Origin of the sequence: Edaphobacter bradus (genome assembly GCF_025685645.1) — a bacterium.
Taxonomy (GTDB): Bacteria; Acidobacteriota; Terriglobia; order Terriglobales; family Acidobacteriaceae; genus Edaphobacter; species Edaphobacter bradus.
The window spans coordinates 410,303-432,794 of sequence record NZ_JAGSYF010000002.1; the positions used below are offsets into that span (position 1 = coordinate 410,303).

17 protein-coding genes are annotated in these 22,492 nt (G+C 62.4%); 8 read left to right on the forward strand and 9 right to left on the reverse strand.

The window, feature by feature from the left end:
• Positions 1 to 41 precede the first annotated feature (41 nt).
• From OHL16_RS07785 to bglX, 3 genes are read right to left on the reverse strand one after another with little or no spacing between them, the layout of a single operon-like run.
• Positions 42 to 1,442 (reverse strand): glycoside hydrolase family 30 protein, encoded by a 1,401-nt coding sequence (locus OHL16_RS07785; protein WP_263366549.1) that lies wholly within the window; start codon positions 1,440 to 1,442, stop codon positions 42 to 44.
• A gap of 13 nt (positions 1,443 to 1,455) precedes the next feature.
• Positions 1,456 to 2,685, reverse strand: a complete 1,230-nt coding sequence (locus tag OHL16_RS07790; protein WP_263366550.1) for a glycoside hydrolase family 5 protein — start codon at positions 2,683 to 2,685, stop codon at positions 1,456 to 1,458.
• Between the two features lie 37 nt (positions 2,686 to 2,722).
• Positions 2,723 to 5,038, reverse strand: coding sequence for a beta-glucosidase BglX (gene bglX / locus OHL16_RS07795; RefSeq protein ID WP_263366551.1), 2,316 nt, complete (start codon positions 5,036 to 5,038; stop codon positions 2,723 to 2,725).
• A gap of 309 nt (positions 5,039 to 5,347) precedes the next feature.
• On the opposite strand from bglX, the gene OHL16_RS07800 reads away from it, so the two are divergent.
• A complete protein-coding gene (locus OHL16_RS07800) occupies positions 5,348 to 6,430 on the forward strand; it encodes a LacI family DNA-binding transcriptional regulator (protein WP_263366552.1) in 1,083 nt (360 codons plus the stop codon).
• A 7-nt stretch (positions 6,431 to 6,437) separates the two neighbouring features.
• On the opposite strand, the gene OHL16_RS07805 is transcribed toward OHL16_RS07800, so the two are convergent.
• A complete protein-coding gene (locus tag OHL16_RS07805; RefSeq protein WP_263366553.1) occupies positions 6,438 to 7,355 on the reverse strand; it encodes an outer membrane lipoprotein-sorting protein in 918 nt (305 codons plus the stop codon).
• 95 nt (positions 7,356 to 7,450) lie between these two features.
• Here OHL16_RS07805 and OHL16_RS07810 point away from each other — a divergent pair, with 95 nt between their 5' ends.
• The 3 genes from OHL16_RS07810 to OHL16_RS07820 are packed head-to-tail and all read left to right on the forward strand — an operon-like array spanning position 7,451 to position 11,658.
• The gene (locus OHL16_RS07810) at positions 7,451 to 8,872 is read left to right on the forward strand and encodes a sensor histidine kinase (protein WP_263366554.1); all 1,422 of its coding nucleotides are present in this window, start codon (positions 7,451 to 7,453) and stop codon (positions 8,870 to 8,872) included.
• Between the two features lie 39 nt (positions 8,873 to 8,911).
• Entirely contained in the window at positions 8,912 to 11,095 is a 2,184-nt protein-coding gene (locus OHL16_RS07815; RefSeq protein ID WP_263366555.1) for a dipeptidyl-peptidase 5, read from the forward strand.
• Positions 11,095 to 11,658: a regulatory protein RecX gene (locus OHL16_RS07820; protein WP_263366556.1), complete on the forward strand. Its 564-nt coding sequence runs from the start codon at positions 11,095 to 11,097 to the stop codon at positions 11,656 to 11,658. Before OHL16_RS07815 ends, OHL16_RS07820 begins: the two co-directional genes overlap by 1 nt.
• 104 nt (positions 11,659 to 11,762) lie before the next feature.
• Here the strand turns inward: OHL16_RS07820 and OHL16_RS07825 are convergent, their stop codons facing one another.
• Positions 11,763 to 11,954, reverse strand: coding sequence for a hypothetical protein (locus tag OHL16_RS07825; protein ID WP_263366557.1), 192 nt, complete (start codon positions 11,952 to 11,954; stop codon positions 11,763 to 11,765).
• Positions 11,955 to 12,018: 64 nt separating this feature from the next.
• On the reverse strand, positions 12,019 to 13,509 hold the full coding sequence (locus OHL16_RS07830) for a porin (RefSeq protein WP_263366558.1): 1,491 nt from the start codon (positions 13,507 to 13,509) through the stop codon (positions 12,019 to 12,021).
• 109 nt (positions 13,510 to 13,618) lie between these two features.
• On the opposite strand from OHL16_RS07830, the gene OHL16_RS07835 reads away from it, so the two are divergent.
• On the forward strand, positions 13,619 to 14,545 hold the full coding sequence (locus OHL16_RS07835) for a hypothetical protein (RefSeq protein WP_263366559.1): 927 nt from the start codon (positions 13,619 to 13,621) through the stop codon (positions 14,543 to 14,545).
• Here the strand turns inward: OHL16_RS07835 and OHL16_RS07840 are convergent.
• Together OHL16_RS07840 and OHL16_RS07845 are read right to left on the reverse strand one after the other, a co-directional pair.
• Positions 14,540 to 14,995 (reverse strand): PIN domain-containing protein, encoded by a 456-nt coding sequence (locus OHL16_RS07840; RefSeq protein ID WP_263366560.1) that lies wholly within the window; start codon positions 14,993 to 14,995, stop codon positions 14,540 to 14,542. The genes OHL16_RS07835 and OHL16_RS07840 overlap by 6 nt on opposite strands.
• The gene (locus OHL16_RS07845) at positions 14,979 to 15,227 is read right to left on the reverse strand and encodes a type II toxin-antitoxin system Phd/YefM family antitoxin (protein WP_263366561.1); all 249 of its coding nucleotides are present in this window, start codon (positions 15,225 to 15,227) and stop codon (positions 14,979 to 14,981) included. Before OHL16_RS07845 ends, OHL16_RS07840 begins: the two co-directional genes overlap by 17 nt.
• A gap of 75 nt (positions 15,228 to 15,302) precedes the next feature.
• On the opposite strand from OHL16_RS07845, the gene alaS reads away from it, so the two are divergent.
• Both alaS and OHL16_RS07855 read left to right on the forward strand, forming a co-directional pair.
• On the forward strand, positions 15,303 to 18,080 hold the full coding sequence (gene alaS / locus OHL16_RS07850; RefSeq protein ID WP_263366562.1) for an alanine--tRNA ligase: 2,778 nt from the start codon (positions 15,303 to 15,305) through the stop codon (positions 18,078 to 18,080).
• 154 nt (positions 18,081 to 18,234) lie between these two features.
• On the forward strand, positions 18,235 to 20,484 hold the full coding sequence (locus OHL16_RS07855; RefSeq protein WP_263366563.1) for an N-acetylmuramoyl-L-alanine amidase: 2,250 nt from the start codon (positions 18,235 to 18,237) through the stop codon (positions 20,482 to 20,484).
• Here the strand turns inward: OHL16_RS07855 and OHL16_RS07860 are convergent.
• Positions 20,478 to 21,158, reverse strand: a complete 681-nt coding sequence (locus tag OHL16_RS07860; protein ID WP_263366564.1) for a carbohydrate-binding protein — start codon at positions 21,156 to 21,158, stop codon at positions 20,478 to 20,480. The two genes, OHL16_RS07855 and OHL16_RS07860, sit on opposite strands and share 7 nt — an antisense overlap.
• 161 nt (positions 21,159 to 21,319) lie before the next feature.
• Here OHL16_RS07860 and OHL16_RS07865 point away from each other — a divergent pair, with 161 nt between their 5' ends.
• The gene (locus tag OHL16_RS07865; RefSeq protein ID WP_263366565.1) at positions 21,320 to 22,396 is read left to right on the forward strand and encodes an aldo/keto reductase; all 1,077 of its coding nucleotides are present in this window, start codon (positions 21,320 to 21,322) and stop codon (positions 22,394 to 22,396) included.
• Positions 22,397 to 22,492: the final 96 nt, after the last annotated feature.

The following is a 22,492-nucleotide window of genomic DNA, read 5'->3' on the forward strand; positions in this document are numbered from 1 at the left end:
TTCGCTCAGGCCCTTCGCCCTCACGCTGTCCTCAATCGCCACTACCGCCAGACGTAAGTTCCAACCGAGCCAGCGCCCAGCGAGGTCGAGAAGATCTCGCCGTGATACCGCACGCTGAACTCTTTCGGCGAGTTGCTGGTGTTCGCCACGATCAAGGCCTTCGCGCCCTGTGGAGTGACGAAGGCGACGTTCGGCAACGCATCGGCGTTACTCGAGTCGATGCGAACCGAGCCTTCAGGCACGAACTTCGACGCGTGCGCGACTGTGTAGTACGCAATGTTGCGAGTCACACGGCTGCCGTCGATGGTGATCGCACCCTGACATACGGGGCATCCGCCGTCGTTCGTATGCGGCCCAAACTGCGGATCGGCCGCGAGGTTCCACAGCAGCACGTTCCTGCTCCAGTTGCGCGTGGCTCCGATCACGATTCGGGCCTCCGGCCTTGCAATGTTCAGCGGGGCGTCACTGCCACGATCCGTAACCATCTGCTCGGTGAAGTACATATTCTTCTTCGGGAAGGCATCATGCACCTGCGTCATGGCATCGACTGTGCCGCCGTAGAGATGGAATCCAGTTCCATCGACGTACTTGGCTGCTCCGGCATCTTTGAGGATGGAGAGAGGATAGGCCGGGTGGTCGAGGTTGTGATCGTACAGAACAATCCTGGTCTTGATGCCTGCTTTTTGAAACGCGGGGCCAAGATGGTTCTCAATGAAGTCGGCCTGCTCGGACTCAAGCATGAGCATGCTGGGTGTGTTCTTCTCGTTCAGCGGCTCATTCTGGACCGTGAGGGCGTCGATCGTTATTCCCTCAGCCTGCATCGCCAGAATGTACTTCACGAAGTACTTCGCATACGCGTCGAAGTACTCCGGCTTCAGCACGCCTCCCTTAGCGACACCGGTCGTCTTCATCCACAGCGGAGCGGACCACGGAGAGGCGAGGATTTTGATCTTCGGATCGATCGCCAGAATCTGCTTGAGAACGGGGATGACATCGGCGCGGTCGGGCTCGAGGCTGAACTTCGCCATGTCGGGGTCGGTCTCTCCCTGCGGCAGGTCGTCGTAGGAGTAGACATGGTCGTTCATGTCGGACGAGCCTACGCTGACACGCAGATAACTGACTCCGATGCCATCGCCGTCGCCGGTGAACAGTTCCCTGAGCAGCGCGGCGCGCGCCGCCGGATCCATGTGCGCAATGAGTTGCGCGCTGCCACCGGTAAGTGCAAACCCGAAGCCGTCGATCGTCTGGTACTTCTTCGTCTCATCGACGTCGATGGTGAGACCGGCCGCGGCGGCCTTCGTGAACGGGATGGACGGAGTCTGCAGCTGCAGAAGCGCTGACCGATCAGGGTTCGTCAACCAGAGTGAGGCATCCTTCTGTGCGAACGATGGCAGGGGAAGCATGGCCATCGCAAGAGCAAGCTTCGTAAACTTCGAGATCATTCAGTCTCCTGATTTATTGCGACACCGACACGGGTTTGAGGCCAAGTGCCTTCAGGTATCCCGCGTTGGCGTGGCTGTGCTCAAGCTTCATGTTTTCGAGGAACCCCGCGAAGGCGCGATCGATCGTCGCCTGATCGGGCCTGGCCTTCAGGCGATCCTCCACCTGGCCAAGTCCGCGCGGCAGCTTGGCGAAGGCGACGATCTTGTCCCAGTCCTCGGGCGGCATAACCGTGACAACGGCTGAGGTCTTCTCCATCTTCTTGTACGGCCAGAAGGCCCAGCCGATGTCGTTCTTCTCCAGCAGCGCGACGTACTGGGCGATCCACTCGTCGGTGTTCTCGCCCGACTCACCGAGCCACAGCGGGACCTTGTACTTGTCGCGGAAATCGACGTACGGCTGAACGGCCTTCTGCTCCACCGGCATCCAGTACTGGTGCAGCGTGTATGCCGTGTTGCTGTCAAACGGCTGCCCGAAGACAGAGAAGTTCGTGTCCCACTGCGCGCCGCCGAGGAAGAGGATGTGGTGGCTGTCGACCTGCCGCACCGCTGCCGTCAGCTTCTTGTACACCGGCTCAAGCTTCGGATTCAGCGGGCGCAGCGCGGGATAGTGCGGGATCGGCTCATTCAGCAGATCGTAGCCGATCACCGTCTGGTTGTCCTTGTAGCGCCGCGCCAGACGCTGCCAGATCGCGGTCAGGTGGGCCTGCTCCTTCGGGCTGTCGTACAGCCACGGATACCCGTAGCCGTCGTCGATGTTCGCGCCCGTCTGCCCGCCCGGAGCCGCGTGCATGTCGAGGATGACATAGAGCCCTTCCTCATGGCTCCACCTGATCACTCGGTCCAGCAAGCGGAAGCCCTCGGAGTCGTCGCTCTCAAAATACTTGTAGTGCATCGGGATGCGGATGGAGTTGAATCCCGCCTCATGGAGCAGGTGAATGTCTGCCCGAGTCACGTAGTTCTCGCGGTACTGCTTCCAGAACTCCTCGGCCTTGTCCGGTCCGAGCAGCTCCGTCACGAGCGCCTCAATCTCGCGCGAGGACTGCGGCCCTCCATCGAAGCTCCACATATACCCCTCGGTCACGAACCAGTTGCCGAGGCTTGTGCCCCGGAGGAAGAGCGGCTTTCCGCTGCCGTCGACAATCTCGCTGCCCTGCGTGTGGGCAAACTGCGCGGTGAGCTTGAGCGGAGCCAGCAGGACGATCAGCGCGGCGGCAATCGTCCGCAGCATTCGGCGAAGCAACATGAAATTCCTCCTCAAACGCTTCCTGGCGAGGCAGCGACTACTGCACAACCGTAAACGTCGTGTGTTCCTTTGCGGTCGAGTCGGTCCCGACCCACAGATCGAAGACTCCTGGCTCAATCGACCAGCGATGCGTCTGCGGGCTCCAGAAGCCGAGATCGTTTGTATCGAGCGACAGCTCAACCGTCTTGCGCTCGCCCGGCTTCAGCGTCAATCGTTGGAAGCCCTTCAACTCACGCACCGGACGCGACGCGCTGCCCGAGCGCTGATGCGTATAGAGCTGCACAACCTCGTCGCCCGTCACCGCTCCGGTGTTCCGAAGCTCGACCGAGACCGTGAGCTTGCCGCCGGACTTGACCTGCTCCGCACTCGTCTTCAGGCGCTCGACCGTGAAGCTCGTGTAGCTCAACCCATAGCCAAACGGATACAGCGGCGCGCTCGATCCATCCCAGTAGCGCGTGTCCGGATCGTTGGGAATCTGCGTCAGATTATGCGAGTAGTAGAGCGGCTCCTGGCCCGCATCGCGCGGCCACGACACCGGCAGCTTGCCTCCCGGACTGGCATCGCCCCCCAGCAGCGCGGCGACCGCGTTGCCGCCCTCGGTCCCCGGATACCATGCCTCGAGGATCGCCGGCACATGCGCGGACGCCCACGTAATGTCCAGCGGCCTCGCGTTCATCAGCACCAGCACGACAGGCTTGCCTGTCGCCACTGCGGCCTCGAGCAGTTCCTCCTGCCGTCCCGGCAGCGTCAGCGAGGAGCGCGAGGCCCGTTCGCCGCTCATCGACTGCAACTCGCCCAGAACCAGCACCGCGACGTCGGACTGCTTCACCAGGTCGATCGCGTGGTGAAACTCAGTCTCTTGCTGGCCATCGGTCGTAAGAGTCGGCTTGGGGCTCTCAAACTGCCCGTCGAAGATCGACGGCTGGGCCCGCTCAATCTCCACCCCCGTGGTCGAGTTGACCGTCGCGCTCGCACCGAACCGCTTGCGGATTCCCTCGAGCACCGTCACGGTGTCGTCCGGATGCCCGGCAAGGCTCCACGAGCCCATCGTGTCGGGCTTCGAGTCCGCCAGCGGGCCGATCACCGCAATCGACTTCGCGCCCCTCAGGGGCAGCAGATTGCCCTCGTTCCGCAGCAGCACAGCGCTGCGCTCAGCCGCAGTCCTCGCAGCTTCGCGCTGCGCCTGCGACACAAGCTCGGCGGCGGACCGCTCCGGTGAGACATACGGATCGCGGAACAGTCCAAGCTTGTACTTCGTCAGCAGGATGTCGCGCACGGCCTCGTCGATGGTCGACTCCTTCACCAACCCTTGCCGCACCGCAGCCGGCAGGTCGTCCCGGAAGGTCCCGCTGGTCATCTCCATATCCACGCCTGCGTCTGCCGCGCGCACCGCAGCGTCCTTCGGGTCGACAGAAAAGCCATGCGTCGTGAGGTTCTTCACCGACTCCCAGTCACTCACGACAAATCCCTTGAATCCCCACTTCTCCCGCAACACGTCCTGTAGCAGCCAGCGGTTTCCCGTCGCCGGAACGCCATTCAGGTCCATATACGCGGTCATCACCGAGCCGGCCCCGGCCTTGACCGCAGCCGCGTACGGCGGCAGATAGACGTTCCACAACTGCTCGTCAGAGATGTTCGCGGAGTCGTAGTCCCTCCCGCCCTCGGCTGCGCCGTATCCTGCAAAGTGCTTCACGCAGGCGAGAATGTGGTCGGGGCTGCCGATCTTCTCCCCCTGAAATCCGCGGACCTGCGCCGCGGCCATCCGTGAGCCCAGAAACGGGTCCTCTCCTGCGCCTTCCATCATGCGGCCCCAGCGTGCGTCGCGCGCGATGTCCACCATCGGGGCAAACGTCCAGTTGATCCCCACCGAGCTGGCCTCGCGCGCGGCCATGCGCTGTGCCGTCTCCACCTGCTCGGGGTCCCAAGAGGCCGCCATCGCCAGCGGGACCGGATAGATCGTGCGAAGCCCGTGAATGACATCGAAGCCGAAGATGAGCGGAATGTGCAGCCGCCCCTTCTCAACCGCCAGATGCTGCAGCCGATTGATCTCCTTCGGGTCGGTCACGAACAGGAACGATCCCACCTCGCCCTTCAACACGCGCTCGTCCCGCGTTGCGCCGTCGGGGGTATTCAGGGCCACCTGGCTCATCTGCCCCACCTTCTCTTCGAGCGTCATCTTACCGATCAGGCCGTCGACAAACCCCTCGGCCTCGGCATCGCTCGTCCGGCTGCTGGTGGTATGGGTTCTCGTCTCTGCCGGCAGAGCAGTAAACCCGCCCAGCAGAGCCAGCGAAAGACTGCCGGCGGTTAACCTGCGAGTCAGGGCAGGGCGCAACGAATGCAGCAAGGACATCCGACGGACTCCATCTCGTGGCCCCCTCACCAACCGTTCTTCGAGAAAGGAAACACGGGCAAAAGTATCTGAGCGCCAATTCCCCCCGAATGTAGAGCGGAAGCACCGGCTGGCCAGATTAAGTGTAGACAAGTTTAGACAAGCGTTTGTCTTTTTGTCCAATCAATTCCGGGAGCATTAGAAACAGCGGCGAAAGTGGCCGCCCGTGTATTGCAGACCTCTGCTCCTCACGAAAATAGGTCGCCCGATGCTGCCTCAATGTGGATACTCTAAAAACAGATTTTCATTTTCCGTCGTCACTGCCTGCCGATGCCAAAGCCTCCTGCCCAGTCACGCGAACGCCCGGTCAGCCTCAAGACGCTCGCCGAGTACCTGGACCTCAGCCCTTCGACGATCTCCTTTGTCCTGAACAACACGCCCGGCCGCTCCATCCCCGAAGCCACTCGCGCGCGCATCAAGGCCGCCGCCGCCAAGTTCAACTACCGGCCGAGCATGATCGCGCGAACCCTGCAGGGCAAGCGCATGCAGACCATCGGCGTTCTGCTGCCGGAGTTGGGCGAGGGCTACCACTCACAGGTGCTCAGCGGAGTCGGCGAGCTGCTGATGCAGAAGGACTACTTCTACTTCACCGTCCACCACCGGCACCGCAAGGACCTCATCGCGGCCTACCCCAGCCTTCTGCAGTCGCGCGGAGTTGACGGCATCATCGCCATCGACACGCACCTCGACGCTCCGCTGCCTCTGCCCGCCGTGCTCGTCGCCGGACACACCTCCCTCCCAGGAGTCAGCAACGTCATCCTCGACCACCATCTCGCTGCCCGGCTTGCGCTGCGCCATCTGCATCAGCTTGGCCACCGGCGCATCGCGTTCATGCACGGACAGCCCTTCAGCTCCGACTCAGACACCCGTTGGGACGCCACCCTGGAGTCTGCCCGCGAGTTCGACATCGAAGTCCGCGAGGAGCTGAAGATTTACCTCTCCAAGGACTCGCACTCGCCGGAGATCAGCTACCCCGGCATACGTGACCTCATCCGCAGCCGCCACCACTTCACCGCCGTCCTCTGCTTCAACGACGTCTCGGCGATGGGAACCATCCGCGCGCTGCATGAGGCGGGCCTGCGCGTTCCGCAGGACGTCTCCGTCCTGGGCTTCGACGATATCCAGTCGGCGGCCTACCAGGTCCCCAGCCTCACCACGATTCGCCAGCCGCTGCAGAAAATGGGGCTCACCGCCGCGCAGCTCCTGCTGAAAAAACTGGCCGGCGAGACGACGACGGACCTTGTCTACGTGGAACCGGAGTTGATCGTCCGCGAGTCCACCGCACCGCCTCCCCTCGCATCAGCCAGCCCTGTGACGAAGGCCGGCGCATCGAGTCGTAAGGCAACGCAGTAAGCAAACCTTAGTGTGAAGTATCCGCAGGCTTCGGCTGGTTGTTGCCTTTGTTGTCTTCGCGGGTGTTGGTGATGTCCTGCCCGTTGTAGATGATGCGGCTGGTAGCGCGGAACTGCTTGTAGTCCGTGTATTTGATGATGTTGCGCATGTGGACGTCCTGGGACATGTAGCCATCGCCGCCCTGGAAGTGGAGGATCCCTTCGGCCTTGCTGTAGGTGGGGAACCAGTACTTGCCGTCCACCTGCTCGTAGTAGGTCGTGAAGGGTGGTTGAAGGTCCTCGTGGCCCTTGCGCGTGTCCTGTGGAACGGTCTTGCCATTGATTAGGACGATCTGGAAGTCCTGCTGGTCTACCCAGACCTTGCCCTGGAAGTAGTGCTTGCCCTTTTCGAGCGTCTTGGGACCGGCGTCGAAGACGTAGGTTTCGAGATCGTCGACCTTCTGTCGGCCGAGGTACTTGATGTCGTACTGGGGCAGGTCTTCCGTGGTGAGCACGAACGGGATGCGGTGCTCGATCTCGTCGAAGTCCGTAGGGGACATCTGGACTCGCTCAAGCGTGTTGGTGGGGGCGAAGACGACGCGCTCGTCGCGGCGGCCCTGTTTGTCGAAGAGGATGTCTGTGACCTGCAGGTACTCGCCATCGGGCTTGCCCGTGTCGTCGGAGATGGTGTTGACCTTCACGGTCTGGCGAAAGATGTAGTTGTCGCGGGCGCGGTTGAACTCGCTCTCACGCGCGCCGAACTTCTGGATGATCTGCTCCGGAGTGAGCCCGGTCGGGGCTGATGGGTCGAGCGGACCGAAGCCCGCGGGGTCCTGTCCCCCGGCCGCCGCGTATGGATTTGCGACAGCCGCGAAGGCTCCGACCGGAGCCGCCGATAGGGGGACAAGAGAGAGGGCGAGAACGGAGACGACAGAGAGCAGTTTCATCGGGAGAACTCCAGGGAGAGGGTACAGGGTTATACTCGTCCGGAACCCGCGGCCCGTCCCTTTCAAGAATAGACGCGAAAGGCGGAGGTTTGGTCATGTCGGCTGGGCTCAGTGAGATGCGAAGGATGGCCGAGCTGCATTGGATATGCAGCATCGGTTCGGCAGGACTGGCGCTGTGGCTTGTGGCCATGTCGCAGAGGACAAAGAACCTCCTGGCCGAAAGACGCCGCGAGAGAAGGGTTCGCGAGGAGATTGAGGCCTACGCCTATCTCGACGTGCGGCCCGGCCCGGACGGCGATCTCGGCGAGCTAAGCCGCAGAGTGTGCAGCAACGTGGCCGAAAGAAGCCCCTTCCGCCGTGTCGCCATGCTGGTTCGTGACGCCGAGGCGAGGCTTTACGTCGCAGGCTCCGTTGGCATGGAGGAGCCTGTCCTCGAAGCGCTGCAAACATGGGCCGCGGGCCTCGCCGAGACAGAGAGGGAGACGGAGCGCTCCACGCAGCCGGACACGGCGCTGAGGCAGTCTCTGGGGCGCGGAATCAGTGTGGGACGCAAGAGTCGCGCTGTGGTCCTCGGCGCGGAGCAGGAGCGGCCCGGACTGGGACGCGCCATCGTTGTGCCCATCGGAACCACTACCGGGCGGCGGCTCGTCGGGGCGCTGGTGGTCGGCGCGGACAGGATGCTCTCCATCCGCAGGGGGCTAGTGGAAGAGGCGCTTGCTCCACTTGAGGCCTTGGCCGTGAAGGTAGGCCGCGCGATGGAGAACGCCGAACTGGCCGAGCGGCTGTTGCGCGCCGAAAAGCTCGCCAGTCTGGGCCTGCTGGCTGGCGGCATGGCGCACGCGCTGAACAATCCGCTGACGGCGGTCATGGGCTTCGCCGAGCTGATCGCCGAGTCGGCCGATCAGCGCCACGTACAGGAGGACGCCGAGACGATCCTGCGCGAGGCCAGGCGGATGCGCCAGACGGTCGAAGGCCTGCTCAACTTCTGGAGGCCCTCGGTGAACCGCGAGGAGGCCGTCGCGATGACGGAGCTCGTGCGCGAGCTGGCGGTGGCGTGCGAGGAGAAGTTGACAGCCCGGGGTGTGAAGCTGGTCGTGCAGGCCCAGGACACTGTGCCTGACGTTCAAGGCAACCGCGACCGCCTGAGACAAGTGCTGGAACATCTGCTCAACAACGCCGCGCAGGCCATCGCCTCCAGCGACGGCCCTAGGCAGAGCGGAGGCCACTCCATTCGGGTCGCAGTCGGCCAGGACGCCCGCGCCGTGCAGGTGATTGTGAGCGACACGGGGCCAGGCTTCAGCGAGCCGGGCCGCGTCTTCGACCCGTTCTACACGACACGCGAGCCCGGCGAGGGCTCGGGGCTGGGCTTGAGCATCTGCTATGGCATCGTTCGCGAGCACAACGGCGAGATCAGCGCCTTCAACCTGCACCCGCACGGAGCGGCGGTCGTGGTGCGGCTTCCCGCAGCAGCGTCTCTCGCCGCAAGACCTGAGGGAGTGATGGGTGAAGTGGCCTGAGAAGTGACGGCCACGGGTGCGGTTGAGTAGACTGACGCGATGAGAAGACTAGCTGGTTGGCTGACCGCGTTAACCCTCAGTAGTGCCGCGTTTGGACAGAGTGCGACGCCCCTTGCAAAGCGGCCGATGACCTTCGCCGATCTGCAGGCCATAAAGCGTATCAGCGATCCGCGGATCTCTCCCAGCGGCAAGTGGGTGATGTTCTCGGCAGTGGACGTCGACCTCGCCGCCAACACCAGGACCTCCCACCTGTGGGTGGTTCCGCTCGACGGCAAAGAGCGCGAGCGGCAGTTGACCCTATGGAAGGACGGCGAGAGCGGCGGCCGTTTCTCTCCGGACGGCAAACAGGTGCTCTTCACCGCAACCGTGACCGCCACGGGCCAGTCGCAGATATTTCTCGCCGACTGGAACGAGAGCGAAGGCAAGCTGGGAACGCCGCGACAGCTCACGCATGTAAGCACTGAGGCCGACGGAGCGATCTGGTCGCCGGACTCCCGGCGGATCATGTTTGTCTCGCGCGTCTATCCGGAGTGCAGCGACGAGGCCTCGTGGCTGGACGAGGACACTTGCAACAAGCGCAAAGACGAGGCTGCCGCGAAGAGCCCCGTAAAGGCGATGGTCTTCGATCATCTGCTCTACCGCCACTGGAACAACTACGTAGGGCGAAAGCGGAGCCACGTGCTTGTAGTAAGCGCAACCGACGGCAACACCGTTCGCGACCTGACGCCGCGGCGCGATATCGGCGAGGCCGAGGCCCCTGTCTTCTCGCTCGGTGGCCCGACCGGCTACGCCTGGGCTCCGGACTCGCAGGAGATCGCCTACGTCACGAACCTCGATCTCATCCCTGCAGCCTCGACCAACAACGACATCTTCACGCTGCGTCTGAACGATGCCGATGCGCGGCCGATGAAGATTTCGACCTCGCCGGGGAGCGACGACGCTCCGGCGTATTCGCCCGATGGCAAGTGGCTCGCCTTCCGGTCGCAGGCGCGGGCTGGATATGAGAGCGACCGGTTCCGGCTGATGGCGTTCGACCGCCAGACGAAGGGAACAAAGGATTTGCTGCCGAGGCTCGACAGCTGGGTCGATGAGTTTATCTGGGCGCCGAACTCCAGAACAATCTACTTCACCAGCGGCGAGATGGGGCAGGTGAACATTCTCTCCGCGGAGATCGATCTCCCCGAAGCAACAGCGATTGCAAGCTCTGCCGAGTACAGCGAGCTGCAGCTTGCTCACGATGGAAGAACGCTTGTGACTTCGATGATGACGGTGCGAAGCCCGACCGCGGTCTCTTCGATCGCGCTCGACGCGCAGGGACGCGGCGGCGCAGCAGTCGTCCGGCTGACGCACCTGAACGACGCTTTACTGGCGCGGCTCGATCTGCCAAAGTTGGAGAGCTTCACGTTTGCGGGAGCCGAGAACACGACCGTGCAGGCCTTCCTCATCCGTCCGCCAAACTTTGATCCCGCAAAGAAGTATCCGTTGAAGTTCCTCATCCACGGCGGCCCGGAGGGAGCCTGGGGAGACGCCTGGAGCTATCGCTGGAACCCCGAGCTGATGGCCGCCGGCGGCTACGTCGTCGTCATGGTGAACCCTCGCGGCTCGACCGGCTACGGCCAGGCCTTCGTTGACGGCGTCAACGGCGACTGGGGCGGCAAGCCCTACATTGACCTGATGCGCGGCCTCGACTACGCCGAGCAGCACTACGGCTTCATCGACAAGACCCGCGAGTGCGCGCTCGGCGCCAGCTACGGCGGCTTTATGGCCAACTGGATCCTGACCCACACCAACCGCTTCGCCTGCATCGTGACCCACGACGGCATGTTCAACCCGCAGTCCGCCTACGGAACCACCGAAGAGCTCTGGTTCAACGAGTGGGAGTTCCGCGCTCCCGGCGACACCGAGCCCGGCCAGCCGTGGCGCTACTTCGACCGCCCTGCCGCATCCGACCCCTTCCTCAAGTGGTCGCCGATGCTCGCCATCAGGAACGCAAAGACCCCCACCCTCGTAATCCACGGCCAGCGCGACTACCGGCTCGACACCAGCGAGGGCTTCCAGCTCTTTACCGCGCTGCAGCAGCTCCATGTGCCTTCAAGGATGCTCTACTTCCCCGACGAGGGCCACTGGGTGCTCAAGCCGCAGAACTCGCAACTCTGGCACGACATCGTAGGCGACTGGTGCGACCGCTGGACCCACACCAACAAGTACGCAGGCACAAACTAATGGCGTTTGCACGAGCGAAGAAAAAGCGCGAGCCGCTGCGTGAACCGGAGCTGTTTGAATACGCCGTCGGGGCTCTTGCACGCAAGATGCGCACCGTGCGCGATCTCAAACGCCTGATGCGCGCCCGCGCCGAAGAGGGCGAGGCAGGCGAACGCGCGATGGACCGCGTCGTCGCGCGATTGAAAGAGCTGAAGTATCTCTCTGATACGCGCTTCGCCGCCGACTACACGCGCCTCCGCAAGGAGAACGAGAAGTACGGCCGCCGCCGCGTCCAGCAGGACCTCGCGCAAAAGGGCGTCCACAAAGACCTGATCGCCACCACACTCACAAAAGCTTACGAAGACGTGGACGAGGTCGCCCTCGCCCGCGAGTACATCGCCCGCAAGCGCATCAAGCAGCCCAGCGGCGCAAACGCGAGAAAAGAAGCCACTCGCGTAACCGGACGACTGATGCGCGCAGGCTTCTCCGCCGGGACTATATATAAGGTGTTGCGCGAGTGGGACGTCGAAGTGGATGAGAGCGCTCTCGAAGACGCCGGCGAAGCACCTGAGAGCGAAGACTAATGTCCTGTCGCTGAAATAGTTATCCCCCAAATGTCATCCCGACCGGAGCGAAGCGAAGTGGAGGGATCTGCTGTTTGCTTGTTGCGCCATCCTCCTCGGCTCACCTAGAGCGCGCGCAGCATGCGGCCCGGAAGGAAGAACAGCGCGGCGATGAGGTCGAACGTTCCGCCCACGACGATCCCCACGAGACGGAACGGCAGCAGCACCAGCCAGATCAACGGATACAGAAGGAGCGCTGCCACAGCCAGCGGCCAGCAGACCACCAGGAGCAGGCAAAAGAGCAGCACTTTGAGCATCGGTTTCTCCTCCAAACCGATGTACGCAGATCGCCGGAAAAAGGTTCCTCCGAAGGAACTCTGCCTAGAAGTGGTACGTTACGTCGCCGGCGACGATGAACTGGGTCGACTTATATCCATTGTCGTAGGCGGGCATGTCGTAGGAGTGCTCAAAACGCAGCTCCGGCCGAAAGAGGACCGTCGAGCCAATCCAGTGACCATAGCTCACCAGATGTTCCGTATACCTGGTCTTGTAGCCTGTGCGCTGTCCCTTGATGTCGTCCACGAACTCGTTGCGGATCGAGAGATAGCTTCGCTTGCTGAACTGCTTCTCCAGGTAGTTGACGACGGCGAACTCCGGCGCGTAGCAGCGGAGCTGACCCGGCCTGCAGAAAGCCCCGTTGGCGCCGATCTCCGGTGTGATGGGATTCGCTACATTGCCTGCAATATTAGGCACATCGCGCTCGTACATGTACCAGGCCTCCGTGTCGGTATGCCACGTGGCGTTGATCTTGTGGTACCAGGTCTCGTAGTAGCTCTGGAGATTGTTGTAAGCGTACTTGCCATTGTTGAACGAGTTGGCGCAGGTATAGAGCGCATCGCCGCCATGGCTCCAGGTGAAATCGACACACGCTGTGCCGGTAGGCTGGGCGTCGGACGTCCAGGGGGCGACGTCGTTGCCGTCGGAAAAACCCGCCTGTACGAGCCAATGATCGGAGAGCTTGATGCTGGCAACGATGCCCGTCTGGGTGTAGGGGTCAATGGTGTAAAGCAGCGAGTGCGAGTAGGTGTAGTTGTTCGGAGCGAGCTGCGCTTCAATATCCGGCAGCGAGATGTAACGGCCTATCCGAACGTTCATTCCCTGCGCGACATGTGGGAAATAAAGGTCGATGTAGTACATCACGGGGTCATAACCGCGAGAATTGTTCTTGAGCAGAAGCTGCTGGGAGAAGACCCCCTTCGACGTGGTGTAGCGGTAGTCCTGCCCATAGAGCTGAGCAACGCGAAAACCCCAGTCGAAGTGCTCCGTCTGTACAGAATTGGGAAGGCGCTCTATATAGAGGACCTGCTGGTCGGGAACGAACGTGTTGGGAGTGTAATAGTACGCGGCTGGCGAGTTGGCTCCGACGCCGCGGTTGGAGGTGCTGATGTTGAAGCCAGTGTTGAACCAGCCGTAGATCTTAACGTGGCCGCGGTTCTGGTTGATGGCCTCCATGAGCGGGTAAGTCTGTGTATCCGGCGCTCCAATGACGGGTGTCCCGCCAACGCTGTAGTCGCTCGAGGGAAAGGGCGTCGAATCAAGCGGCCCCGGATAGCCGCGGCGCTCCGGGTCGGGGCCGCCGGGAGTATTCGGGTTCCAGTCGCCTCGATAGGCCTGCGCCAGACGCGCAAAGAAGCTCTTCTGCTGCCTGACCTCCGGGGGAAGAACGTCTTCAGTGAGAGCGGGTATGACGATAGAGCTGCTGACGGAAGACGTTTCGGACGGGGAGGTCTCCGCCTTGAGAGAACTGACGGCAAAGAAAGAAGATGCGGCGAGGAAAGACGCCAGTGAAACGGCGCGATAGAGATGTGCCATTAGCGTTTCGTGTCTCAGGAGGCAGAGATGGATTTTCTTCCCGGTCTCAATACGGTAGAGTCCGTGAGATAAAGAACTCATTAGTAAGGCATAAAGAAGTCGTAAGGAAATGACACAGATAAATGCGGTTAAGCGCGTAGTAGGCGTGGACTGGTCAGGCGATAAGGGCCCCGGTCAGCGCAGGAAGATCTGGGCCGGAGTATGGACCGCCCCCAACCGCAACTCCGCGCCGGCTCGCGTTCAACTCGAGACCGGACGCACCCGCGAGGAGCTCATCAGCTGGCTCATCGAGCTCGCACGCGAGACCCCGCGGATGGTCGTAGGCTTCGACTTCTCCTTCAGCTATCCCGCGTGGTTCCTCGCAGAACATGGCGTCACATCCGCCCCTGAACTCTGGCAGCGTGTCGCCGACGGCCAGGGCGAGCGCTGGCTCCATGAAGACTGCGACGACGCGCGCTTCTGGGGCAAGGCCGGCAATCTGCGTAACGGCAAGAAACCCGCTGAGTTCCGCGGCGAGCACGCCCACCGCATGCTCCGCCGCGCCGAAACCGCACTGAAGGTCAAGGCAGTCATCGCCGACCCCGCGCAGGCCGCCAGGATCGCCGGAATCGCCCCAAAGTCCGTCTTCCAGATCGGTGGAGCAGGCGCGGTCGGAACCGCCTCGCTACGCGGCATGCCGCATCTGCTGCGGCTGCGGCAGGCAGGCTTTCGCATCTGGCCCTTCGACCGTCCCGACCCCGCGCACCCCCTGGTCGTCGAGATCTACACCCGCCTGATGACCGGGCCCGTCACCAAAAGCTCCGAGCCAGCGCGCACCGAATACCTCAAAGCGAAGCGAAGCGAGAATCCGCTCTACGCCACGCTCTCCCGAAGCGTGCTCGCAAAGGCCCGCGGCTCCGAAGACGCCTTCGACGCGCTGGTGACGACTCTGGTGATGACCGAGCATCGCAAGGAGTTCGCGCGCCTGCAGCAAACAACCGACGACGTCTTCATAATGGAAGGCCAGACCTGGGTTCCCGGAGTAGGAGAATCATGAGAGTAGTTCGTCAATCTCAACAGGCAGCTTTTTCGCAAACGGATTGCGGAAGAGGACACCCCCGAGTGTGCGTCCATCCTGGAAGTCCTCACTGACGATAAGGCGGCAGCCTGCGCGGCGCGCAGTGGCCCACAGCAGCGCATCCCAAAACGGCAGATTGTGGTCGTGGTGCGCGCTGACGGCGTCAGTGAGGTCGTTAGCGTTAGCTGCAATCAGCGGAAAAGCATCGCGATGAAACTCGACCGCCGCGACGATCTTCGCCGGATCGAGGAAGCGTTTCCGCGTCGCAACGGCGCAGAGCTCGTTGAGCGACTGCAACATGAGCGGCTGATGCGCAGCGGCGGCACGAAGCACAAGGCTGCGCGCCACGCTATGCTTTCTGCCGGCCGAGGCGTCGATGGCGTAGATAAGGATGTTGGTATCGAGCGTAAGCCTAGAGGCCGCGGTCATACAGCTCTTCCCGGTTGGCCCGCAAACCGCCGAGGTCGATCCCCTTGTCCAGAAAAGCCTTGAGCCGCTTGACCGCCGCCTCATGCTTCAGGTCGCGAGGTTCTTTGTCATAGGGGACGATACGTGCGACAGGCTTGCCCCGGCGGACGAGGAGAAGGCTCTCCCCGGCCTCGACCTCGGCGATACAGGACGAAAAATTCTGGTTTGCTTCACGCAGCGAAACCCGGCGCATACGATATTCTCCCTGACATATTGTACTACGTACTACTTTTCACTCCCAACTCCGCCGCTGATAAACTTAAATCTTATGAACTATAGGTCGGGAAGCCAGATTCGGGAAGATTTTCTGCGGTTTTTTGAAGTCAAGGGGCACCGCCGCGTGCACTCGTCGTCGCTTGTGCCGGCGAACGACCCCACGCTGCTGTTCACCAACGCCGGCATGAACCAGTTCAAGGACGCCTTCCTCGGCCTCGAGAAGCGCGACTACTCCCGCGCCACCACCTCGCAAAAGTGCGTCCGCGCCGGCGGCAAGCACAACGACCTCGAAAACGTTGGCTTTACCCGCCGCCACCACACCTTCTTCGAGATGCTCGGCAACTTCAGCTTCGGCGACTACTTCAAGAAGGACGCCATCGCCTACGCCTGGGAGCTCCTCTCCTCGAAAGAGTGGTTCAACATCGACCCCTCAAGACTCTACGTCACCATCTTCGAGGGTGACGAGGGCGTTCCCCGCGACGCTGAGGCCTACAAATACTGGCTCGACGTAGGCGTTCCCGCCGAGCGCATCCACGAGCTCGGAGCCAAGGACAACTTCTGGCAGATGGGCGACACTGGCCCCTGCGGCCCCTGCAGCGAGATTTACTACGACCTCGGCGTCGAAGCCGGCGAAGACCCCGCCATCGATCGCCCCTTCGGCGAAGACGAGCAGCGCTACGTCGAGATCTGGAACCTCGTCTTCATGCAGTTCGACCGCACCATCACCGCAAGCGGCCCGCTGCTCACGCCGCTCCCCAAGCCCTCCATCGACACCGGCATGGGCCTCGAGCGCGTCGCCTGCGTGCTGCAAGGCGTCCTCTCTAACTTCGAGACCGACCTCTTCACCCCGCTCATCAACCGCGCCGAGCAGCTCACGCACCACAAGGTCGAGCCCGACCACGAGATCGACCATCGCTCGCAGGCCAGCCTGCGCATCATCGCCGACCACTCCCGCGCCGCCACCTTCCTCATCTCCGACGGAGTCCTTCCTTCGAACGAAGGCCGCGGCTACGTCCTCCGCAAGATCATGCGCCGCGGAATCCGCCACGGCCGCCTGCTCGGCCAGGAAAAGCCCTTCATGCACGAGATGGTCTACGCCGTCCGAGACGAGATGGCCGCAGCCTACCCCGAGCTCAAAGAATCCGCCGACCGCGTCGCAAAAGTCGTCCTCGCCGAAGAGCAACAGTTCGCTCGAGTTATCGAATCGGCTTCGCGAAAATTTGACGAGTTGATGGATGAGGCAGAAGAAGTCGGCAAACTCCATACGTCCATAATTTTGAACATCGCGGCATCTGCCGACAGCTCTCATCCGCTCGCCACAAAAGGCGTTGTTGAGGGAGCCAAAGCATTCAAGATTTATGAAACATTTGGGCTTCCTCTGGACTTCATGCAAGACGCCACACGAGACCGAGGATTAGTCTTCGATCAAATTGGATTCGAGCAGGCGATGCGTGAAGAGCAAGGGCGTGCTCGAAAGTCTTGGACCGGGACAGAATACAAAACTGTTGCAAAACCCCTTTATAACGAACTAGCCAAGACCGAGTTCGAAGGCTACTCCGCCCTCCGCACCGACGGAGCCAAGATCCTAGCCCTCGTAAAAGATGGAGTAGGCGTCCCCGAGCTCAAAGCCGGCGAACAGGGCGAAGCCGTCCTCGACGCCACAAGCTTCTACGCCGACTCCGGCGGCCAGGTCGGCGACATCGGCTGGCTCTACTCCGACGACCACAACACCGTCGTCGCCGACGTGCACGGCGCAACCAAGCCCGTCCAGGGCATCTTCGCCCACAAGATCACCGCGCGAGAGACTCTCGCCGTCAACGACACCGTCGATACCGTCGTCGATGCCGAAAACCGCCGCGCCACCGAGCGCAACCACACCGGCACCCACCTGCTGCACGCCGCGCTCCGCGAGGTCCTCGGCAAACACGTCAAGCAGGCCGGCTCGCTCGTCAACGCATCGCGCCTGCGCTTCGACTTCTCCCACTTCACCGGAGTCGCCGAAGAAGAGCAGCAGCAGATCGAAGATCTCGTCAACCGCGAAGTCCTCAACAACACCAAAGTCGAGACCATGGTGGACGTTCCCATCGACGTCGCCGTCAACGAGCTCGGCGCAATGGCCCTCTTCGGCGAGAAGTACGGAGAGCGCGTGCGCGTCGTAAAGATCGGCGACTTCTCGACCGAGCTGTGCGGTGGAACCCACACGGGCGCCACCGGTGAGATCGGCCTCATCAAGCTCGTCGGCGAGGGCTCGGTCTCGAGCGGCGTCCGTCGCGTCGAAGCCATCAGCGGAACCGGAGCACTCCATCAGTTCCGCCGCGACTATGACGTGACCCGCGTCGTCAGCCAGGTCGTGGGTTCGTCCGATGCCTCTCCCGCCGATGCGATCCGCAACAAGATCGCCACGCAGGAGGAGGAGATGAAGCGCCTCCGCCGAGAGCTCGATCAGCTACGCATGAAGTCCGCCTCCGCCTCGACCGCCGACGCAGCCTCCTCCGCAGTCGAAGTGAAGGGCATCAAGGTCCTCGCCCAGCGCGTCGACGGCCTCGACAAAGGCCAGATGCGCACGCTCGTCGACACCTTGCGCACCAAGCTCGGCTCCGGCATCGTCGTGCTCGGTGCAGCCGCCGAGGACAAGGTCTCGCTCATCGTCGGAGTCACGAAAGACCTCACCACGCGCGTGCAAGCGGGCAAAGTCGTAGGCCAACTCGCAGCGCTGGTCGGAGGTAAAGGCGGAGGCCGCCCCGATCTCGCCGAGGCCGGTGGCAGCGACATCGCCGCGCTCGACGCAGCGTTGGCAAAGTCAGCCACAGTAATCGAAGGCCTCCTCTAAGCAACACATCCGAAAGAACAAACGAGGCGAGGGAAGATTCCCTCGCTTCTTCTCTTGCTGAAAGTCACTGCCCCTTTTGTGGGGGTATCGCTGGGAGTACCCAGATAGCTTTTCACAACCTTTGCGGGTCTATCAGCCTCTTAAACTAAGAGAGATGCTTGTGTGCAAGAAGCTGCGGGGACCAAGGTTGAGCACTGCCGGCGCGGCGGCGTTGCGCTGCGGATTTGTAGTAGTCGTGTGCTGTGAAATCGCCATCGCGCCGAACTTCGTTGAAGCGAAGCCCAGGGCCGCAGTGCAGAAGCACGTCGTTGAAGCGTCGCCGTGGGAGAAAGCCACGCAAGGCCGCGAAGCCCTCGAAGCAATCCCCGAAGCAAATCGAACCAAGGCCGACTACGCCCGCGCACTCGACGGCTTCCGCGCCATCTACCACGACGCTCCGCAGAGCCAGTACGCCGCCCCCGCCGTCAACACCGTGGCCGAACTGCTCGCCGAGCAGGGCCGCACCCTGCACGATCCAAAGAGTCTGAAGGCCGCCGTCGGCCAGTACGAGTTTCTCCGCACGCAGTACCCCGGCAGCTCCCTTCGCGTGGCCGCCCTGCTCGCCGAGGCGCAGATCTACGAGAACGATCTCCACGACACCGCCGCTGCGCATGAGCGCTACTCCCTCTTTCTCAAGCAGTACCCGCACAGCTCGCTCGCCGAAGAAGCCCGCGCGGGCCTGGACTCGCTGAAGCCCGGAGCGATCCACAGGACACAAAGCGCTGCCGCCGAAGCAGTCGTCCCTTGGCACGCAACGCTTATCGCGCCTGCTCATGCCACGTCGGCGACAACAGACGACCGCCCGGGAACCTCAGCACCTGTGAACGAGGCCCTTAACGCGGGCCCAGAAACAGGCACAGACACAAGCACAGACGCGGCCCAGAAGTCCCAGCCGCAGCCCGAGAGCACCGGCCTCTCGCACATCGCCAAAACGTCGGCGAAGCGCCACCGCCTCGCGCAGGTCACTGGAATCCGCCACTGGTCCACGCCGAACTACACGCGTGTCGCCATCGACCTCGGCGACGACGTCACCTACGAAGCCGCGCGCGTCCCCAATCCCGACCGCATCTACTTCGACCTGCACGGCACGCGCCTCGCGCAGGAGCTCGTCGGCCACAGCTTCACCGTCACCGACGACGGCTTCCTCAAGCGCATCCGCGCCGCCCAGTTCTCCAACGACATGACGCGTGTCGTGCTCGACGTCAACGACGTCACCGAGTACTCGGCCTTCCTCCTGCCGAACCCCTACCGCCTCATCATCGACATCCACGGCGGCGCGCAGCCTCAGAACTCAGCCAGCAAGACGCAGCCGGCCGACATCTTGTCTACCCGCCCCGTGCCAAACACCGTCGCGACACGAAACGCCAACACCACCACCGAGGTCGCGGCTATCAGCGATCAGCCCGGCAAGGTCGAGGCCACCAGCGTCCCCACCTCGCAGCCTATCGCTGCCGTCGTGCCCGGCTCGGGAGCCCCTGCCGCGAACACCACCGACGTGAACACCTCCAGCAGAACCACCGCCTCATCCCGGTCCACCAGCCACCGCGGCAAAAAGACCGAGCCCGCCGAGCCCGCGCGCGCAGCCAGCCCCACCGCCGACGGGCAAACTTCTCTCGTCCGCGCCCTGGGCCTTAAGATCGGCCGCATCGTCATCGACGCCGGCCACGGCGGCCACGACTCCGGAACCATCGGTGCCGACGGCATCGAAGAGAAGGACGTTGTGCTCGACGTCGCGCTGCGCCTAGGCAAGCTGCTGCATGACCGTCTCGGCTCCGAGATCATCTACACCCGCTCCGACGACACCTTCATCCCGCTCGAAACGCGCACCGCCATCGCCAACAAGGCGCAGGCCGACCTCTTCCTCAGCATTCACGCCAACTCCTCGAGCGATCCCACCGCGCGCGGCGTCGAAACCTACTACCTCAACTTCACCTCGCAGCCCGACGCCCTCGAAGTCGCCGCCCGCGAGAACGCCGTCTCCGATCAGTCCATCCATCAGCTAAGCGACCTCGTCAAAAAGATCGCCCTCAAGGACAAGATCGACGAGTCGCGCGAGTTCGCAAGCGACGTTGAAACCAGCCTTTACTCAGGTCTTCAGAAGGGCAACTCTGGCCTGAAGAATCGCGGCGTCAAGAAGGCCCCCTTCGTCGTGCTAATCGGCGCGAACATGCCGTCGATCCTCGCCGAGATCTCCTTCGTCACCAACCCGAAGGACGCCAGCCAGCTTCGTCAGCCCGAGTACCGCGAGCGCGTCGCTGAAAGCCTCTACAAAGGCGTCGCCCGTTACGAAGGCGGCCTGAGCGGGTCCAAAGTGCCGACCGAGCGCGCCAGCACCCGCACGGCTCAATCAAATTCGCTTCAGTGAGCTTCCTTGAAGTCAAAGTAAGCAAGATTCATCTGACCCTGCGTCAGAATGTGCACGGTCAACACGGTCTTCCCCGCAGGCAGCCTCACCTTCACCAATCCCTTCGCGAGATTCCAGTGATGCCACTGCCTCCACGCAATTGGATCAGCCACATCATAGGTTGACTCGATCGCCAGCGGCCCCGTCGCATCCTTTCCATTGACATCCAGCGAGATCGACCCACCGCGATTCGACGTGTAAAGCAGATCGGCACTGTATAAGCCCGCGTGTGCGACATCCACCGTAATCCGGAACCACTCCCCCGGCTCGGTCCATCCCACGTAAAGCTGGTCCGCAGGCGGCTGAACTTTATTGTAAGAATTGTCATCGAACAGATCGGGCATCCTGTGAAACTTCGTATAAGAAGTGTCGACACCCTCGCCCATTCGGAACTCATTCAGGTAAGTTCCGTTGGCGGGATTCAGCTCCCCGCTGCCATGGTTCTTCGCATCCGTATCGTGATAGGCCACACCCTCGCCGCCGCGATCGTAGTAAGCGCACTCCACCCGCCCCGGAACACTCTGCGCGACACCCTTATGCTTGTTGTCCCCGTAAGGAGTTCCCTTGTAGTCCTTCGGAACATTCGCTCCATGCGCAAAAACCGTGGCAAAGACCATCGCTGCCGACACAGCCATCAAGGCGCAGACTTCAAGCAATCTTCTATACAAAGCAATCCCCTCCGAAAACCTGTTTGCCAGGTCCACACGATACTAAGTGATTCGCAACGCATCGCCGCACTCCTGCGCTAAGATTCTCTGCGACAAGAAATCCGCGCCCGAGGTAGCTCGAAAACCGCATGAAGACTCCCGATCAACTTCGCAATGAAGGCCGCCGCAACTTCCTCAAGACCGGCGGCAGCGCCATCGCGGCAAGCGTCGCCGCCGCTGCGCTTCCGACGAAGGCCCTCGCAGAACCCGCCATCCCAACAACAGCAGCCGCGCAGGCCGTGCAGGAGATGATGCCCACACGCAACCTCGGCCGCACCGGCTTCCGCGCGGGAATCTTCGGCCTCGGCGGACAAGGAGCGCTCGAGAAGCATGACAACGAAGCTGTCGCCATCCCAATCATCGAGCGCGCGCTCGAGCTCGGCGTCAACTACTTCGACACCTCCGCCATCTACGGCGGCCCCGACCGTTGGAGCGAGCAGTACCTCGGCAGAGGCCTCAAGGGCCGTCGCGACCGGGTCTTCCTCGCCAGCAAGACCAAGGAGCGCACCCGCGACGCTGCGCTGCGCAACCTCGAGGTCTCACTCAAGCTGCTCAACACCGACCACCTCGACACATGGCAGCTTCACGACGTCGGCATTCAGGAAGACATCGACCAGATCTTCGGCAAAGGCGGAGCCATCGAGGCCTTCACCGAGGCGCGCGACCAGAAGATGGTGCGTCACCTCGGCATCACCGGCCGCTTCCGCCCCGAAGCCCTCATGGAAGGCATCCGCCGCTTCCCCTTCGACACTGTCCTCATGGGACTCAACGCAGCCGACAAGTACCACTACTCCTTCGCCAAAGAGCTGCTCCCAATGGCCGTCGAAAAGCAGATGGGCATCATCGGCATGAAGGTCATGGCGCGCGGCCGCATCCTCTCCAGTTGGACGCCGCCTCCCGTCGATGAGCAGAAGAGATCGTGGGAGGGCACCGGAGCCATCGCCACCACGCCCGGCACGCTAACCAAACACGAGACGATGTTCTACACACTCTCGCTGCCCATCAGCACCGCCATCATCGGCTGCGACACCGTGGCACAAGTGGAAGAGTGCGCGCAACTCGCTCGCGACTTCACCCCTCTCAGCGACCGCCAGATGACCGAGCTGGCGGATAAGACCGAGCCCATCGCAGAGCAGGCACTCTTTTTCCGCCTGATGCCACGCTGAGCCCTCACACTAAGCCCCAGCCGCTAAGTCGAACCCATGCAATCGGCCTCTGGAGACCGCCCTTGCCGCGCTCGCCTGCCGTTTCCCACTGGTGTA